The organism is Pseudooceanicola endophyticus (assembly GCF_018760365.1).
Lineage (GTDB): Bacteria > Pseudomonadota > Alphaproteobacteria > Rhodobacterales > Rhodobacteraceae > Pseudooceanicola > Pseudooceanicola endophyticus.
Map to the genome: position 1 here is coordinate 517,181 of NZ_JAHIAB010000001.1, position 14,690 is coordinate 531,870.

The window sequence follows — 14,690 nt, forward strand, 5'->3', positions numbered from 1 at the left end:
AGCGCCACTCTATCGGCTAAATCGGGGCAGGAAAACGCTAACGCTACCATTCCCCCCCGGAGGCCCCATGAAATTCTTCGTCGACACCGCCGACGTCGCCGCCATTGCCGAGCTGAACGACCTCGGCATGGTTGATGGCGTGACCACCAACCCCAGCCTGATCAAGAAGTCCGGCCGCGACATCCTGGAAGTGACCAAGGAAATCTGCGCCCTGGTCGAAGGCCCGGTTTCCGCCGAAGTCGTCGCCACCGAGGCCGAGCAGATGATCGCCGAGGGCCGCAAGCTGGCCGAGATCGCCGACAACATCGCCGTCAAGGTGCCGCTGACCTGGGACGGCCTGAAGGCCTGCAAGGTGCTCTCGGACGAGGGCAAGATGGTCAACGTGACGCTGTGCTTCAGCGCCAACCAGGCGCTGCTGGCCGCCAAGGCCGGTGCGACCTTCATCAGCCCCTTCATCGGGCGCCTGGATGACATCAACCTGGACGGCATGCAGCTGATCGAGGACATCCGCACCGTCTACGACAATTACGGCTTCGAGACCGAGATCCTTGCGGCCTCGATCCGCACGGCGAACCACGTCGCCGAAAGCGCCCGCATCGGCGCCGACGTGATCACCGCCCCGCCCTCCGTGATCAAGTCTCTGGCAATGCACCCGCTGACCGACAAGGGCCTGGATGCCTTCCTGAAGGACATCGCCGACGCCGGCATCAAGATCCTCTGATCTTGCGGGCGGTTTCGCCCTGCACACAACAGGTTGGGCCCCGTATGCGGTTTTTTCTCGAAAACCCATGCGGGGCCTTTCCGTTTTCTGCTATGGTGAACAAAAACATACATATCCATACAGAGGCAGAGAGAGCAGAATGCCCGGACTGGACAGTACCCTGCGCGAGAAGATCATCGCGCAGCCCGACGTCATCCTTGAAGACAGCGCCCTGATGGAGGCCCTGATCGCCGCCAATGCCCAGGCGCTTGGCGCAAACGTGGTCGATCTGCGCGGCATCGCCATGGCCCGCCTCGAAGAACGTCTCGACCGGCTGGAGGATACCCACAAGACGGTGATTGCCACCGCCTACGACAACCTTGCCGGCACCAACCAGATCCACCGCGCCGTGCTGCGGCTGCTGGACGCCAACGATTTCGACGATTTCCTGGCCGATCTGGGCGGAGAGGTCTCGGACATCCTGGGCGTCGACCGGCTGCGGCTGGTGCTGGAAACCGCGCAGGAACAGGACGATCCGGTGCTTGACCGGTTCGGCGGGCTGCTGGCCATCGTCGATCCCGGCTCGGTCACGCATTACATGGAAGGCGGCCGCACCGGCACGCCCCGCACCGTGATCCTGCGCCAGACCGACGGCTACGCGCCGGGCTTCTTCTACGGCGACATGGCCCCGCAGATCGCCTCAGAGGCCTGCCTGCGGCTGGATTTCGGCCCCGGGCGCCTGCCCGGGATGCTGCTGCTGGGCTCCGAGACGGCGGAACAGTTCACCGCCCAGCACGCCACCGACCTTCTGGCCTTCTTCGCCGGCGTCTTCGAGCGGACCATGCGCCGCTGGCTGGCATGAGCCTGGCGCTCTCAGAGGCGGCCCGCGACGCGATGGGCCGCTGGCTGGACGGGCTGGCCAGCGTGCTGGACCGTTCCGACCGCACGATCGAGGCCTACCGGGCCGATCTGGTGGAATTCCTGACCTTCATCACGCTGCACAAGGGCGAAAGCCAGGGTCTGGGCGCCATTGCCCGGGTCGATGTCGCCGACATGCGCAGCTGGATGGCGAACCAGCGCGCGCGCGGCGTCTCGGCCCGTTCGCTGGCGCGCCGGCTGTCCTCGGTCAAAAGCTTCTACCGCTGGCTGGCCGAGCGCGAGGGCTTCGATCCGACCGCCGTGCTGTCCACCCGCAGCCCCCGTTTCCAGCGCAAGCTGCCCCGCCCCCTGTCAGAGGAAGACGCCGCGAAGATGCTGACCCAGGTCGGCGAACAGGATGCGCGCGCCTGGGTCTCGGCACGCGATACCGCCGTGGTGACACTGCTGTACGGCTGCGGGCTGCGGATCTCGGAGGCGCTCTCGATCACCGCCGACGACCTGCCGCTGGGCACCGCGCTGCGGATCCACGGCAAGGGCAAGAAGGAACGCGTGGTGCCGGTGATCGGCCCCGCCCGCCAGGCCGTCGAAGCCTACCTGGAACTGTGCCCGCACCCGATGGAGGCCGGCCAGCCGATCTTCCGCGGCATCAAGGGCGGCCCGCTGTCACCGGGCGGCATCCAGAAGGCCATGGCGGCGGCGCGCGCGCAGATGGGCCTGCCCTCTTCCGCGACGCCCCATGCGCTGCGCCACTCCTTCGCGACCCACCTGCTGAATGCCGGCGGCGACCTGCGGGCGATCCAGGAACTTCTGGGTCATGCCAGCCTCGCCACCACCCAGACCTACACCGCCGTGGACTCCGCCCGGCTGATGGAAGTCTACCGCAAGGCGCATCCGCGTGGCTGATCCTCGCGCCGGCCTTGTGCCACCCCATAACTCATGACTAGGGTACTGGATGCAAAAAGAGCGTCTCCGAGCTATCTCCGTCCACCTGCTGACCGCCACAGGCGCGATCTTCTCCATGCTGGCGATCATCGCCGCCGCCAACCAGTCCTGGGAGGTGATGTACCTCTGGCTGGTGGTCGCCTTTGCCGTTGACGGCATCGACGGCCCGCTGGCGCGGCGCTACGACGTCAAGAAATACGCCGGAGAGATCGACGGCGTGCTGCTGGACCTGATCATCGACTACCTGACCTATGTCTTCATCCCGGCCTATGCGCTGTACCAGTCGGGGCTGCTGCCGGGCTGGTGGGGCTGGTTCGGCGTGCTGCTGATCGCCTTCGCCTCCTCGATCTACTTTGCCGACACCCGCATGAAGACCGCCGACAAAAGCTTTTCGGGCTTCCCGGGCTGCTGGAACATGGTCGTGCTGGTGTTCTTCGCCGTCGATCCGGCGCCGCTGACCATGGTCACGATGATCGCCCTGCTGACCATCGCCATGTTCGTGCCGCTGAAGTTCATCCACCCGGTGCGCACCAAGCGCTGGCGCAAGCTGTCGCTGCCGATGGCCGGGGTCTGGGTGCTTCTGGCGCTCTGGGCGACGCTGACCAAGTTCAACCTGCCCGGCCCCGCCGAGGTGCTGCTGATCCTGGTCAGCCTCTACCTGCTGTTCGTGGGCATCGCCCAGCAGATCATCCCGCAGCGTGAACCGGCCACCGCCTGACCGCCCTTGCCCGGATCTTGCAAAGGCCGCCCCCGGGGGCGGCCTTCCTGCATTCGGGGGGGCGGCTTACAGCGCCGCCAGAACCTCCTGGATCGCAGTGCCGATCAGGCCCAGGCATTCGGGGGTCGAAAAGCGGTGATCGGCGCCCTTCACCAGCCGCAGCTGGATGTCGGGGCCCTCTGCCGCCTCCATCAGCCGCAGCGCGACCGAAAGCGCCACATCCGCATCCGCCGTGCCGTGCAGGAAGCGGACCGGGAAGCCCAGCGGGATCGGATCGCGCAGCAGCAGATGGTTGCGGCCATCCTCGATCAGGCGTTTCGTGATGATGTAGGGTTCGCCATAGTCCGACGGCAGGGCAACCTGGCCCAGGGCCAGCTCGGCCCGCTGGGCGGCATTGAAACCCGCCCACATGCTGTCCTCGGTGAAATCGGGAGCGGCGGCGATGGTCACGAGCCCCGCCACCTTCGCCCCCAGCCGCTGCGTCATCAGAAGCGAGATCCAGCCGCCCATGGAGGACCCCACAAGGATCTGCGGCCCCTCGGTCAGCGCGGTGATCAGCCGCTGGGCATCCTGCGCCCAGTCGCCGATGCAGCCATCGGTAAAGGCCTCGGAGCTTTCGCCGTGCCCGGAATAGTCGAAGCGCAGGAAGGCCAGACCCTGTGTCCGGCACCAGTCTTCCAGCCAGACCGCCTTGGTGCCGCCCATGTCGGACTTGAAACCGCCGAGGAAGACCACCCCGGGCCGCCCGTCGCCGGCCCCGGCGCTCTGGTGATAGGCCAGGGAACGGCCCTCGGGGGTGGCGAAACGATCGGGCTGGGTCATGCTGCGGTCCTCGGCTGATGCGGCCCCTGCTTGGCACGGGCCGCATCGGGGTGCAACATCAGGCCTCTTCTGCCAGCTGCCGCGCGGAATAGAGCGTCATCGCCAGCCCGCCGCCGATCACCGAGAGCACGGCGAAACAGGCCAGCACCAGCTCTGCCCCGACCATCGCCAGCGCGGCGCCCAGCAGGCCGCCGACCAGCAGCACGCCCCCGACGGCGGTGTTGGCGATGGCCGCGTAATTGCCGCGGAAATCCTTCGGCGACATGTCCACAAGGTAGGTAGAGCGCGCCTGACGCACGCCGTGATAGGCGATCATCAGCACGAACAGCACCAGCGGCGCCGCCCAGATCGTCGCTTTCAGCGGCGTCAGCGACAAGCCCACCATGGCCGCCATGGCAATCCCGCCGACAACGCCCGAGAGGCACAGCACCAGCCGCGCCGAACGGTCCGACAGCCGCCCCCAGACATAGGAGCTGAGCAGCGAGGCCAGCGCCGAGGCCAGCACCAGCGTGCCGAGGCTGCGCAGCACCCCCTCGCCCTGCCCGGCCGAGAGCATCACCAGATAGGGCGGCGCCAGCGCCGTCGTCACCAGCAGGGCGCGCACCACCACGAAGCGGCGCAGCAGCCAGTCCTCGCTCCAGAGGCGGGCGAATTCGGTGCCCCTGTCGTCGTCGCGGGTCTTGCTGGGGGCCTCGGGCAGGCCGGCAAAGACCACCGCCGCCGAGATCCACAGCACCCCGGCCAGCCCCACCGCCAGCACCAGCGCCAGCCGGTCCTCCAGCAGGCCCAGCATCAGCAGCACCGCGAAGACCACCACGCCCGCCGCGCCCGCCGAGGCCGCCGCCCCGGTCACCGCGCCGCGCCGCGACCGTCCGACCAGCTTGCCCTGCACCTCCTTGAAGGAGACCGAGCAACCGGCCCGCGCCACCGCCAGTACCGCCAGCGCCAGGCAGATGCCCAGCCCCGCCGGCCAGCCATCCAGCAGGAGGCCGCAGGCCGCGATGGCCAGCGCCGCCAGCCCCTGCACCGCAGAGCCCGCAACCCACATCCGCTTGCGGTATTCCAGCCGCTGAAGGCGCGCCGACAGCAGCCCCTGCGGCAGCAGCGCCCCGGCCTCCCGGATCGGCACCAGCGCGCCGATCAGAACCCCCGGCGCCCCCAGGGCATTCAGCAGCCAGCTGAGCACCAGCTTGGGATCCAGCAGCCCGTCGCTGACCTTGGTCAGCGACAGCGCCGTCACCATGCGGCGACCACTTTCATTCTCGGTATCGGAAAGGTTGTCTGCGCCGGACAGGCGTTCAAAACTCTGCCGTTTCGGCAGATGGGTATCAGCAGAAGACATGGGACCATTCAACTTGACTCGTTACACACCATTGGACAAGTAACGCATTACACTTGACCCGCAACCGGGCGTTCCGTGGGCGCCAAACCGACGAGGAGGACGTATGTCCCTGATTTCCCTCACATTCCCTGACGGCAATAAGCGAGAATTCGCCGAAGGCATTACTGCTGCCGCCGTCGCAAGTGAAATTTCCAGTTCACTTGCAAAAAAAGCGATCAGTGCAACGGTCAACGGAGCCCACTGGGATCTGCAATGGCCGATCACCGAGGATGCCTCCATCGCGATCCACACGATGAAGGATGACGAACAGGCCTATGAGCTGATCCGTCACGACCTCGCCCATATCATGGCCCGCGCCGTCCAGGAGATCTGGCCGGACGTGAAGGTCACCATCGGTCCCGTCCGCGACAAGGGCTGGTTCTACGATTTCGACCGTGCCGAGCCCTTCACCCCCGAGGATCTGGGCACCATCGAGGCGAAGATGAAAGAGATCATCAACGCCCGGGAACCCGTCCGCACCGAGGTCTGGGAACGCGCCGATGCCCTGCGCTACTACGAAGAGCGCGGCGAGCCCTACAAGATCGAGCTGGTCAACCGCATCCCCGGCGATGAGCCGCTGCGGATGTACTGGCACGGCGACTGGCAGGATCTCTGCCGCGGCCCGCACCTTCAGAACACCGGGCAGGTTCCGGCGGATGCCTTCAAGCTGACCCATGTGGCCGGCGCCTACTGGCTGGGCGACAGCACGCGCCCGATGCTGCAACGCATCTACGGCGTGGCCTTCAAGAACCGTCAGGAGCTGAAGGCCTGGGAAACCATGATGGAGGAGGCCGCCAAGCGCGACCACCGCAAGCTGGGTCGCGAGATGCAGCTTTTCCACATGCAGGAAGAGGCCCCGGGCCAGGTCTTCTGGCATCCGAACGGCTGGACCATCTACACCACGCTGCAGGACTACATGCGCCGCAAGCAGCGCGCCGGCGGCTACGTCGAGGTCAACACGCCCCAGGTGGTCAACCGCAAGCTCTGGGAGGCCTCGGGCCACTGGGGCAACTACCAGGAAAACATGTTCATCGTCGAAGTGGACGAGGATCATGCCCGCGAAAAGACCATCAACGCGCTGAAGCCGATGAACTGCCCCTGCCACGTGCAGGTGTTCAACCAGGGCCTGAAGTCCTACCGCGACCTGCCGCTGCGCATGGCCGAGTTCGGTTCGTGCAACCGCTACGAACCCTCGGGCGCGCTGCACGGCATCATGCGGGTGCGTGGCTTCACCCAGGACGACGCGCATATCTTCTGCACCGAGGCGCAGATCGAGGCCGAGACGGCAAAGTTCATCGCCTTCCTGGCCGACATCTACAAGGACCTGGGCTTTGTCGACTGGACGATCAAGCTCTCGACCCGGCCCGAAAAGCGCATCGGCACCGAGGAAAGCTGGGACCGCGTCGAGGCCGCCCTTGGCAATGCCTGCAACCACGCCGGCTACGAGTTCGAGATCCAGGAGGGCGAAGGCGCCTTCTACGGTCCCAAGCTGGAATTCACGCTGACCGATGCGATCGGGCGGGAATGGCAGTGCGGCACGCTGCAGGTGGACCCGAACCTGCCGGAACGTCTGGACGCGACCTTCATCGGCCAGGACGGCGACAAGCACCGCCCCGTGATGCTGCACCGCGCCGTGCTGGGCTCTTTCGAGCGCTTCATCGGCATCCTGATCGAGAACTCCGAAGGCAAGCTGCCGGTGTGGCTGGCGCCGCGCCAGGTGGTCGTCGCGGCCATCGTCTCGGACGCCGATGACTACTGCCTTGAGGTCGTCGAGGCGCTGAAGGCCCGGGGCGTGCGCGCCGAGGCCGACCTGCGCAACGAGAAGATCAACTACAAGGTCCGCGAGCATTCCGTCGGCAAGGTGCCCTACATCCTGGCCTGCGGCATGAAAGAGGTCGAGGAACGCACCGTCTCCACCCGCCGCCTTGGCGAGAAGCAGACGAAGACCCAGACGCTGGACGAGATCGTCGCGCAGCTGGCCCGCGAGGCCATGGCCCCCGACATGCTGTAAGATGAGGGCTCCGGTGATCGTGCATTGCGACTGGAGCCTGCATCCGAGGAAACGCTGGATGACGGCCGCCCTGCCAAGGGGCGGCCGTTACCTTTTGGGCGCCCCGGAGCCGGTGGGCGACACGGCCACCCTGCTGGCGCGGCTGCGCGGCGCCGGTCCGCTGCTGATCGGTTTCGACTTTCCCATCGGCCTGCCCGCCGCCTATGGCGCCCGCACGGGGTTCGCGGATTTCCCCACGGCGCTTGCAGGGTTCGGTACGGGCGACTGGGCCGACTGGTTCAGCGTCTCCCGGGAGCCGGGGCAGATTTCCCTGCACCGCCCCTTCTATCCCCATGCACCGGGCGGGCGGAAACGCGATCACCTGACCGCCGGTTTGGACCTGCCCGGCTTTGAGGCCCTGCTGCGGCTCTGTGATCGCAAGACCCCCACCCGCCCCGCCGCCTGCGCCCTGTTCTGGACGCTGGGCGGCAATCAGGTGGGCAAGGCCGCGATCACCGGCTGGCAGGAGGTCTTGCAGCCGAACCTGTCACGTATCGGGCTCTGGCCCTTTCAGGGACGGCTGCACGACCTGCTGGCCCGCCACGCGACCGTGGTGGCCGAAACCTACCCCGCCGAGGCCTATGGCCAGATCGGCATCACCAAGTCCGCGCAATGGAGCAAGCGGAACCAGGACCACCGCCGGGCCCATGCGGCGGCCCCGCTGCTGGACTGGATCGCCCGGCGCGGCCACGATGCCACCCCCGCGCTGCGCGCGCAGATCCGCGCGGGCTTCTCCCCCGGCCCCGAGGGCGAGGACCAGTTCGACGCCCTTGCGGGACTCTGTGCCATGCTGGACGTGGTGCAGGGCCACCTGCCCGAAGGTGCGCCCGAGCAGCCCGACATCCGCCAATGGGAAGGCTGGATCCTGGGCCAGCAGCCCTAGCCGAAGGTCATCAGCGCCGCCCCCGCGCCGACCAGCGCGACGCCGATCCAGCCGGTGGTGGACAGGTGTTCGCCAAGGAAGATGACCCCGAAGATCGCCACCAGAACGACGCTCAGCTTGTCGACCGGGGCCACCTGCGCGGCCTGCCCCATCTTCAGCGCCCGGAAGTAGCAGACCCAGGACGCCCCCGTCGCCAGCCCCGAAAGCACCAGGAACAGCGCGCTGCGCGGCGGAATGGAGCGCAGGGGTTCGAATTTGCGGGTCACAGCCAGGATCGCGCCCAGCACCACCAGCACCACGCAGGTGCGCAGGAAGGTCGCGTAATCGCTGTCGATCCGGTCGACGCCGATCTTGGCGAAGATCGCCGTCAGCGCCGCAAAGACCGCCGCCAGAATGGCCCAGAGCTGCCAGCTTGCCGCCAATGCCGTCATCCTTGCCTCCCGGATTGCCAGCCCGAGGCTAGCAGGGTGCGGTGCCACCGGGCGGGAAATCATCGCCGTCCGCATCACGCCCGCGTGATCTGCCTACCAGCGCAGCCATTTCGCCCCCGCCAGGGCCCCGATCCCGGCGCCAAGGGCGATCCCGCCGGAATACCAGACGCTGTAGAACAGCGGCGAATCCTCGGTGCAGAAGGTCGAATAGACCACCGTCGCCAGCGCCCCCGCCGCCAGCCCCGCCAGCGCGCCGGTGCGCACCGGGCGCACCGGCGCCCCCCGGCGCAGCGCCAGGATCAGCCCCGCCGTGACCGGCAGCGACAGGGTGGCGATGGCCGGCATGCAAAGCTGGATCGAATGGCCCAGGAAATAGCCCAGACGCATGTCCGCCGGGGTTTGCGCGAAGGCCAGCCCGAACAGCGCCAGCGCCGCCAGCGGCACCGCCCAGATCAGCCGCGCCGGCAGGCCCGGGCGCCGCCCCGGTCGGGCCGAGCGCCGCGCCAGCACCAGCGCCAGCCCCGCCAGCACCGCCGGCAGCAGCGTCTTGGCAACCACCAGCGGGGTTTTCAGCGCCTCCAGCAGCCCCGGACGCGGCCCCAGCGCGGCAAAGTAAAGCGCCACGCTGACCAGCAACCCGACCAGCAGGAAGGGCAGAAAGCGCGTCTCGACCCCGGCATCGGGGGCGGGCGCGGGATCCTGCGCCAGGCGGGCAATCAGCTCTTCGGTGTCCATCTCAGTCATCCTTCGCTTCGGGCTTTGCTTCGGGACCGCGCGCGATCCGGCGCAGCCGCGTCATCGCGCGGTGATAGGCCACGCGCACCGCCCCCTCGCTCAGCCCCAGCCGGGCGCCGACCTCTCCGGCGCTCTCGCCCTCGACCCCCAGCGATCGGACGATGCCGGCCGAGCGGGTGTCGATCCCCTCCAGCAGGCGGCCCAGATCGCGCGCGGCGGTCGGGTCGCCCAGGGTGTCGTCCACCAGCCCCTCGGCGTGATCCTCCAGCGGATCGGTCCGCCGCAGCCGCCGCGCCCGCAGCGCATCCGCCGCCTTGTAGCGGGCAATGGCATATAGCCAGGGGGTCACCGGCGCGTCCTCGTTCCAGGTGTGGCGCTTGGCATGCAGCCCCAGAAGCACCTCCTGCACGATATCCTCGACCGCGGCCTCGTCGCCACGGGCGCGGGCCCGCACGACGGTCCGGATCGCCGGCGTCACCTCGCTCAGGAAGCGCGCATAGGCCGCACCATCGCCGCGGCGGGCGCGGCGCAACAGTTCTCCCCAATGCATGTTCCTGTCCGTCATCTGTCTCTCCCTTCGGACGGGCACCGGGAAACGTTACAGCCTTTCGACGATTTTTCCCAAATCAATCACCAATCCGTGAACCGCGTAACGATGCCGCCCCCCGGTACGAAGAGGGGAATATCGGGCCGCCACGACGGCGCCCGCCAACGGAGGATACCCGAATGACCACCAAGACCACCGCCCTGACGCTGGCCACCGCCCTTGCCGCCGCCTTCGCCGCCCAGGCTGTTCCCGCCGCTGCCGCAGGGCAGGAAAAATGCTTTGGCGTCGCCATGGCCGGCAAGAACGACTGCGCCGCCGGCCCCGGCACCACCTGCGCCGGCACCTCGAAGGTCGATTACCAGGGCAATGCCTGGAGCTTCGTCGAAGAGGGCAAGTGCACGCAGATCTCCCTGCCGGCGGGGAAGGACGGCATGGCACGCATGGGGTCGCTTACCGCGCTGGAACGTGACCTGCCGATGGAAGGCTGACGCGCCCCGGGGGGGGCGGACACCGCGCCCCCCTTTCCCGGAAGGAGGAGATCCCATGTTCGACCGCACCGCCCCCGCCCTGCCCGCGCGTCCCGGCGTCGGCTTCAAGCCGCAGCATTACGAGGCCCTGATGGCCGATCCCGGCCCCGTCGCCTGGCTTGAGGTCCATGCCGAGAACTACATGGGCGCCGGAGGCCGGCCGCTGGCGCAATTGCAGGCGCTGGCCGCGCGCTTTCCGGTTTCGGTCCACGGGGTCGGCCTGTCGATCGGCGGTGAGGGGCCGCTGGAGCACGCCCACCTGGACCGGTTGCGCGGGCTGGTCGATCACCTGCCCGCCGCGCGCTTCTCCGAACACCTGGCCTGGTCAAGCCATGGCGGCGCCTTCCTGAACGACCTGCTGCCGCTGCCCTACACGGCGCGCACGCTGGCACGCGTCTGCGCCCATGTCGATCAGGTGCAGCAGGCGCTTGGCCGCCAGATGCTGCTTGAGAACCCCTCCTCCTACCTGGCCTTCACCGAAAGCGAGATGCCCGAGACCGCCTTCCTGGGCGAGGTCGTGCAGCGCACCGGCTGCGGGCTGCTGCTGGACGTGAACAATGTCTTCGTTTCCGCCGTCAACCTTGGGTTCGAACCGCGCGCCTATATCGACGCCCTGCCCCTTGGCGCCGTCGGAGAGCTGCATCTGGGCGGCCATGACAGCGACAGCGACGATCAGGGCCGCCCGCTGCTGATCGACAGCCACGGCGCGCCGGTGGCCGATCCGGTCTGGGCGCTGCTGGATCACGTGCTGTCCCTGACCGGGCCGAAACCGCTGCTGATCGAATGGGACACCGATGTGCCCGACTGGCCCGAGCTGCGCGCCGAGGCCGCCCGCGCGGCCCTTGCGCTGGAGGCGGTGCGATGAGTGAGGGCACACTTCTGAGCGCCCTGCGCGACCCCGAGGGCGTCCTGCCGTCCGGGCTGCACGATGGCCGGGGCGGGCCTGCCACGCGCCGCTTTGCCGTCTATCGCAACAATATCGCCGTCTCGCTGCGCGAGGCCATCGTCACCGGCTTTCCGACTCTGCTGGCGCTGCTGGGGCCGCGCAACATGGCACAGCTGGCCCGGGCCTTCGTGCAGGGCCATCCCCCGACCTCGCCGGTGCTGCTGACCTACGGCACGGAGCTGCCCGCCTTCCTCGACGGTTTCGCGCCGCTCGCCACCCTGCCCTACCTCGCCGATGCCGCGCGGCTGGACCTGGCGTTGCGGCGCGCCTACCACGCCGCCGATGCCGATCCGATCCCCCCCGAAGCCCTTGGCCTGCTGAGCCAGACCGACCTTGGCCGGGCCGTGCTGATCCTGGCCCCGGCGGTGCAGGTGCTGCGTTCCAACTGGCCGCTGCACGACATCTGGCGCCTCGCGCATCAGGACGGCCCGCCGCCCGGAGCGCAGGCACAGGACCTGCTGATCACCCGGGCGCATTTCGACCCTGCCTGCCATGCCCTGTCCCCCGGCGCCGCCGCCTTCCTTCAGGCCTGTCTGGAGGGCCGTAGCGCCGCCGAAGCGCTGGAGCAGGCACGCACGGAGGCCCCCGCCTTCGACCTGAGCGCCCTGCTGGCCCTGCTTCTGGCCCAGCGCGCCCTCTGCACGCTGGAGATCCCGCAATGACCGATCCGACCGCCCCGCTGGCCCGCCTCTCGCCCCTGCTGCCGCTGCTGGCGCGGTTGCTCTTTGTCGCGATCCTGCTGCCCTACTACTGGAACTCGGCCCTGACCAAGATCGGCAGCGGGCCGTTCACCCCCTCTGCCGGAGCCTATGCGCAGATCTTCCCCCGCGCCTTCGAGGCAGCGGGTTACGATCCCGACAAGCTGTCGCTGGTGTCGCATCTGGTCGTGCTGGCCGGCACCTGGGCCGAGTTCGCCCTGCCCGCGCTGCTGCTTATGGGTCTGCTGACCCGGCCCGCCGCGCTGGCGATGATCGGCTTCATCGTGGTTCAGACCCTGACGGATCTCTATGGCCACGGGCTGATCGCCCAGCCCGGCGTCCCGGGCCAGTGGTTCGACCGCGCGCCGGATGCTTTGCTGGACCAGCGCGCGCTCTGGGTGTTTCTGCTGGCCGTACCGGCCCTGCGTGGCGGCGGCGCGCTGGCGCTGGACCAGCTGCTGTTCAGAAGTGCGCCTTCTCCTCGTCCGGGCGCCCGGCCAGCACCGCCATGATGCCGGCGGCGGCGATGAAGGCGATGGGGAAAAGGGTGAAGAAGTTCACGCCGTAGCCCAGGTAGAAGCCCACCGCGCCGATCAGCATCAGCAGCCCGCCCCAGAGCGCCCGGGCGCGCGCCATGCCCGCCCCGGCAATCGCCACGATCGGCACCAGAAGGCCGGTCAGCCGCACCCTGTCCGGATCGGCCACCTGCATGAACAGGCCGTCGACCTCGCCCCAGGTCGAGATCGCGGCGGTGTACCCATAGGCCGCCAGTCCCACGACCAGCGCCATGACCCCGCCGATCAGCCCCAGTATCATTGCAGCGTTGCGCATGGCCTCTCCTTCTCAGGCCGCCAGGGCGGCCTGCACATCCTTACCCCATCCCAGATAGAGCGCCGCCCCGTCCTCGATAAGGGGCCGCTTCATCAACAGCGGATGATCGCGCAGCAGCGCCAGCATGTCGCGGCCGCGCTCTTCCTCGGACAGGCCGCGCCAGGTGGTGGAGCGCGTATTCATCAATGCGCTGCCGAAGGTTTCGGCGGCGCGGCGCAGCAGATCCTCAGGAAGACCGGCGTTCCGGATATCGACAAGCTCTGCATTCGGCAGCGCCTTCAGAGCCTTGCGGCAGGTGTCACAGGTCTTGATCCCGTAGAGAAGCATGGGTGTACCCTTTCGTGGCAAATCGCTCAAATGCTGTGCTGTGGTGCAGCATGAAACGTGTTTTGCTTGCTTTTTACAGTAGCGATGCAATCCTGAAAGGGTCGCAGGGTGTTTACGTACCGATTTTTCGGAACCAGGGCGCCGTGTAGCAAATGCCCCGTTTGCGGGGTGGGAACGGCAAGAGGAGAGACGGAATGCCTGTAGGCACCGTAAAATGGTTCAATACGACGAAGGGCTACGGGTTCATCGAACCCGAGGAGGGCGGCAAGGACGTTTTCGTCCACATCTCCGCGGTAGAGCGTTCGGGGCTGACCGGCCTCGCGGACAACCAGAAAGTCGGCTACGAGCTGACCGAGGGGCGCGATGGCCGCAAGATGGCGGGCGATCTGAAACTTCTCTGACAGTCCGATCTGATCCCCAAGACATTTCGAAATGACAGATCCGACCCGGGAACGGATGTTTCCGGGTTTTCCTTGGGCACATGTCAGGCCGGGTCGCGGGGCGGCCCGAGATCCTGCCAGCCCTCCCCCATGGCGACGATGCAGGAGGTGCCGCCGGCATAGGCGACCACCAGGCTCCAGTGACCGCGCGCATCGGTCCAGACCTCCATCACCTGTTCGGGCCCCTGAAGGCCGAGGGCCGCCCGGGTCGCGCCCATGCGCTGGCTCAGCCGCTGTTCCAGCCGCGGCGTGCTGTCGCAAAGCACCTCGGCCAGCGGGGTGGCAGCCTGCGCGGGCAGACCGATCAGCAGAAGCGGAACGGCAAGTCGGACCACGGCAAAACCCTCCGGTGCGGCACCGGAGGGAGTGTAACAGCTTCGTGACGGTTTTGCGACGCCCGTGGGCTCAGCCCCAGATCTTCTGCACCACGGCGACGCCCGCCGTGGCGGACAGGCCGGTCAGCACCGTGCCCCAGCTGAGGTCGACGGCCACCATCAGGGGCGACCAGGCGCGCAGGGTGGCAAAGTTGGTGAATTCGTAGGTCCCGTAGGCCATGGCCCCCAGCAGCGCCCCCGACAGGAAGGTGCGCACAAGGTTGCCATGATCGAGCGCCGGCAGAGAGACGAACCACAGCACGGCGCCGACATAGAACAGGTAGAACACCGCCGCCGGACCCATGCGCGGATCCTCAAGCAACTGCCCGGCAAGGCGCGTCTCGAACAGCGGGCGCATGACGGTCTTGAGCATCACGGCATCGAGGCCGAGGAAGATCACGGCCGTGACGAGGTAAAGGGTGAGCGTCTGCATGGGGCCTCCGGGACTGGTCGAAGAGG

The 14,690-nt window shown here is 67.9% G+C and carries 20 protein-coding genes; 11 read left to right on the plus strand and 9 right to left on the minus strand.

What is annotated here, in order from left to right; genetic code table 11:
- The first annotated feature begins 67 nt into the window (after window positions 1-67).
- The 4 genes from fsa (at window position 68) to KM176_RS02490 (ending at window position 3,239) form a co-directional block, all read left to right on the plus strand.
- Entirely contained in the window at window positions 68-721 is a 654-nt protein-coding gene (gene fsa / locus KM176_RS02475) for a fructose-6-phosphate aldolase (protein WP_160892346.1), read from the plus strand.
- 139 nt (window positions 722-860) lie between these two features.
- Window positions 861-1,562, plus strand: coding sequence for a DUF484 family protein (locus KM176_RS02480; protein ID WP_160892348.1), 702 nt, complete (start codon window positions 861-863; stop codon window positions 1,560-1,562).
- A complete protein-coding gene (locus KM176_RS02485) occupies window positions 1,559-2,482 on the plus strand; it encodes a tyrosine recombinase XerC (protein WP_160892350.1) in 924 nt (307 codons plus the stop codon). The genes KM176_RS02480 and KM176_RS02485 overlap by 4 nt, the downstream gene beginning before the upstream one ends.
- Before the next feature lie 49 nt (window positions 2,483-2,531).
- On the plus strand, window positions 2,532-3,239 hold the full coding sequence (locus tag KM176_RS02490; protein ID WP_160892352.1) for a CDP-alcohol phosphatidyltransferase family protein: 708 nt from the start codon (window positions 2,532-2,534) through the stop codon (window positions 3,237-3,239).
- A gap of 66 nt (window positions 3,240-3,305) precedes the next feature.
- On the opposite strand, the gene KM176_RS02495 is transcribed toward KM176_RS02490, so the two are convergent.
- On the minus strand, window positions 3,306-4,061 hold the full coding sequence (locus tag KM176_RS02495) for an alpha/beta hydrolase (protein ID WP_160892354.1): 756 nt from the start codon (window positions 4,059-4,061) through the stop codon (window positions 3,306-3,308).
- A gap of 58 nt (window positions 4,062-4,119) precedes the next feature.
- Window positions 4,120-5,403 carry an MFS transporter gene (locus KM176_RS02500; RefSeq protein WP_160892356.1) on the minus strand — a complete coding sequence of 428 codons (1,284 nt, stop codon included), beginning with the start codon at window positions 5,401-5,403 and terminating at the stop codon, window positions 4,120-4,122.
- Between the two features lie 103 nt (window positions 5,404-5,506).
- On the opposite strand from KM176_RS02500, the gene thrS reads away from it, so the two are divergent.
- Both thrS and KM176_RS02510 read left to right on the plus strand, forming a co-directional pair.
- Window positions 5,507-7,453 (plus strand): threonine--tRNA ligase, encoded by a 1,947-nt coding sequence (thrS, locus tag KM176_RS02505; RefSeq protein WP_160892358.1) that lies wholly within the window; start codon window positions 5,507-5,509, stop codon window positions 7,451-7,453.
- Between the two features lie 58 nt (window positions 7,454-7,511).
- Entirely contained in the window at window positions 7,512-8,375 is an 864-nt protein-coding gene (locus tag KM176_RS02510) for a DUF429 domain-containing protein (protein WP_236045132.1), read from the plus strand.
- Here the strand turns inward: KM176_RS02510 and KM176_RS02515 are convergent.
- From KM176_RS02515 to KM176_RS02525, 3 genes are all read right to left on the minus strand, one after another.
- Window positions 8,372-8,806 (minus strand): EamA family transporter, encoded by a 435-nt coding sequence (locus tag KM176_RS02515; RefSeq protein WP_160892362.1) that lies wholly within the window; start codon window positions 8,804-8,806, stop codon window positions 8,372-8,374. The two genes, KM176_RS02510 and KM176_RS02515, sit on opposite strands and share 4 nt — an antisense overlap.
- Before the next feature lie 93 nt (window positions 8,807-8,899).
- On the minus strand, window positions 8,900-9,550 hold the full coding sequence (locus tag KM176_RS02520) for an NrsF family protein (protein ID WP_236045133.1): 651 nt from the start codon (window positions 9,548-9,550) through the stop codon (window positions 8,900-8,902).
- Entirely contained in the window at window positions 9,543-10,106 is a 564-nt protein-coding gene (locus KM176_RS02525; protein WP_160892364.1) for a sigma-70 family RNA polymerase sigma factor, read from the minus strand. Before KM176_RS02525 ends, KM176_RS02520 begins: the two co-directional genes overlap by 8 nt.
- A gap of 161 nt (window positions 10,107-10,267) precedes the next feature.
- On the opposite strand from KM176_RS02525, the gene KM176_RS02530 reads away from it, so the two are divergent.
- Genes KM176_RS02530 through KM176_RS02545 form a run of 4 tightly spaced genes read left to right on the plus strand, consistent with a single transcriptional unit; the run spans window position 10,268 to window position 12,771 of the window.
- Window positions 10,268-10,576 (plus strand): BufA1 family periplasmic bufferin-type metallophore, encoded by a 309-nt coding sequence (locus KM176_RS02530; RefSeq protein ID WP_160892366.1) that lies wholly within the window; start codon window positions 10,268-10,270, stop codon window positions 10,574-10,576.
- A 55-nt stretch (window positions 10,577-10,631) separates the two neighbouring features.
- Complete coding sequence (gene bufB / locus KM176_RS02535; protein ID WP_160892368.1) at window positions 10,632-11,480, plus strand: MNIO family bufferin maturase; 849 nt, start codon at window positions 10,632-10,634, stop codon at window positions 11,478-11,480.
- Window positions 11,477-12,223, plus strand: coding sequence for an HvfC/BufC N-terminal domain-containing protein (locus KM176_RS02540; protein WP_160892370.1), 747 nt, complete (start codon window positions 11,477-11,479; stop codon window positions 12,221-12,223). Before bufB ends, KM176_RS02540 begins: the two co-directional genes overlap by 4 nt.
- Window positions 12,220-12,771, plus strand: coding sequence for a DoxX family membrane protein (locus KM176_RS02545; protein ID WP_160892372.1), 552 nt, complete (start codon window positions 12,220-12,222; stop codon window positions 12,769-12,771). The genes KM176_RS02540 and KM176_RS02545 overlap by 4 nt, the downstream gene beginning before the upstream one ends.
- Here the strand turns inward: KM176_RS02545 and KM176_RS02550 are convergent.
- On the minus strand, window positions 12,722-13,090 hold the full coding sequence (locus KM176_RS02550) for a hypothetical protein (RefSeq protein ID WP_160892373.1): 369 nt from the start codon (window positions 13,088-13,090) through the stop codon (window positions 12,722-12,724). The genes KM176_RS02545 and KM176_RS02550 overlap by 50 nt on opposite strands.
- Before the next feature lie 12 nt (window positions 13,091-13,102).
- A complete protein-coding gene (locus KM176_RS02555; protein ID WP_160892374.1) occupies window positions 13,103-13,417 on the minus strand; it encodes an arsenate reductase family protein in 315 nt (104 codons plus the stop codon).
- Between the two features lie 194 nt (window positions 13,418-13,611).
- Between KM176_RS02555 and KM176_RS02560 the strand changes: the two genes are divergently transcribed.
- Complete coding sequence (locus KM176_RS02560) at window positions 13,612-13,818, plus strand: cold-shock protein (protein ID WP_097145690.1); 207 nt, start codon at window positions 13,612-13,614, stop codon at window positions 13,816-13,818.
- 83 nt (window positions 13,819-13,901) lie between these two features.
- Here the strand turns inward: KM176_RS02560 and KM176_RS02565 are convergent, their stop codons facing one another.
- Entirely contained in the window at window positions 13,902-14,192 is a 291-nt protein-coding gene (locus tag KM176_RS02565; RefSeq protein ID WP_160892375.1) for a hypothetical protein, read from the minus strand.
- 70 nt (window positions 14,193-14,262) lie between these two features.
- Window positions 14,263-14,664, minus strand: a complete 402-nt coding sequence (locus KM176_RS02570; protein ID WP_160892376.1) for a DUF2177 family protein — start codon at window positions 14,662-14,664, stop codon at window positions 14,263-14,265.
- Window positions 14,665-14,690 lie beyond the last annotated feature (26 nt).

What these genes read in the sequence shown, in the direction of transcription:
- fsa (WP_160892346.1), top strand. Translation starts at nt 68, where the DNA reads ATGAAATTCTTCGTCGACACCGCCGACGTCGCCGCCATTGCCGAGCTG.
- KM176_RS02480 (WP_160892348.1), top strand. Translation starts at nt 861, where the DNA reads ATGCCCGGACTGGACAGTACCCTGCGCGAGAAGATCATCGCGCAGCCC.
- KM176_RS02485 (WP_160892350.1), top strand. Translation starts at nt 1,559, where the DNA reads ATGAGCCTGGCGCTCTCAGAGGCGGCCCGCGACGCGATGGGCCGCTGG.
- KM176_RS02490 (WP_160892352.1), top strand. Translation starts at nt 2,532, where the DNA reads ATGCAAAAAGAGCGTCTCCGAGCTATCTCCGTCCACCTGCTGACCGCC.
- KM176_RS02495 (WP_160892354.1), bottom strand. Translation starts at nt 4,061, where the DNA reads ATGACCCAGCCCGATCGTTTCGCCACCCCCGAGGGCCGTTCCCTGGCC.
- KM176_RS02500 (WP_160892356.1), bottom strand. Translation starts at nt 5,403, where the DNA reads ATGTCTTCTGCTGATACCCATCTGCCGAAACGGCAGAGTTTTGAACGC.
- thrS (WP_160892358.1), top strand. Translation starts at nt 5,507, where the DNA reads ATGTCCCTGATTTCCCTCACATTCCCTGACGGCAATAAGCGAGAATTC.
- KM176_RS02510 (WP_236045132.1), top strand. Translation starts at nt 7,512, where the DNA reads ATGACGGCCGCCCTGCCAAGGGGCGGCCGTTACCTTTTGGGCGCCCCG.
- KM176_RS02515 (WP_160892362.1), bottom strand. Translation starts at nt 8,806, where the DNA reads ATGACGGCATTGGCGGCAAGCTGGCAGCTCTGGGCCATTCTGGCGGCG.
- KM176_RS02520 (WP_236045133.1), bottom strand. Translation starts at nt 9,550, where the DNA reads ATGACTGAGATGGACACCGAAGAGCTGATTGCCCGCCTGGCGCAGGAT.
- KM176_RS02525 (WP_160892364.1), bottom strand. Translation starts at nt 10,106, where the DNA reads ATGACGGACAGGAACATGCATTGGGGAGAACTGTTGCGCCGCGCCCGC.
- KM176_RS02530 (WP_160892366.1), top strand. Translation starts at nt 10,268, where the DNA reads ATGACCACCAAGACCACCGCCCTGACGCTGGCCACCGCCCTTGCCGCC.
- bufB (WP_160892368.1), top strand. Translation starts at nt 10,632, where the DNA reads ATGTTCGACCGCACCGCCCCCGCCCTGCCCGCGCGTCCCGGCGTCGGC.
- KM176_RS02540 (WP_160892370.1), top strand. Translation starts at nt 11,477, where the DNA reads ATGAGTGAGGGCACACTTCTGAGCGCCCTGCGCGACCCCGAGGGCGTC.
- KM176_RS02545 (WP_160892372.1), top strand. Translation starts at nt 12,220, where the DNA reads ATGACCGATCCGACCGCCCCGCTGGCCCGCCTCTCGCCCCTGCTGCCG.
- KM176_RS02550 (WP_160892373.1), bottom strand. Translation starts at nt 13,090, where the DNA reads ATGCGCAACGCTGCAATGATACTGGGGCTGATCGGCGGGGTCATGGCG.
- KM176_RS02555 (WP_160892374.1), bottom strand. Translation starts at nt 13,417, where the DNA reads ATGCTTCTCTACGGGATCAAGACCTGTGACACCTGCCGCAAGGCTCTG.
- KM176_RS02560 (WP_097145690.1), top strand. Translation starts at nt 13,612, where the DNA reads ATGCCTGTAGGCACCGTAAAATGGTTCAATACGACGAAGGGCTACGGG.
- KM176_RS02570 (WP_160892376.1), bottom strand. Translation starts at nt 14,664, where the DNA reads ATGCAGACGCTCACCCTTTACCTCGTCACGGCCGTGATCTTCCTCGGC.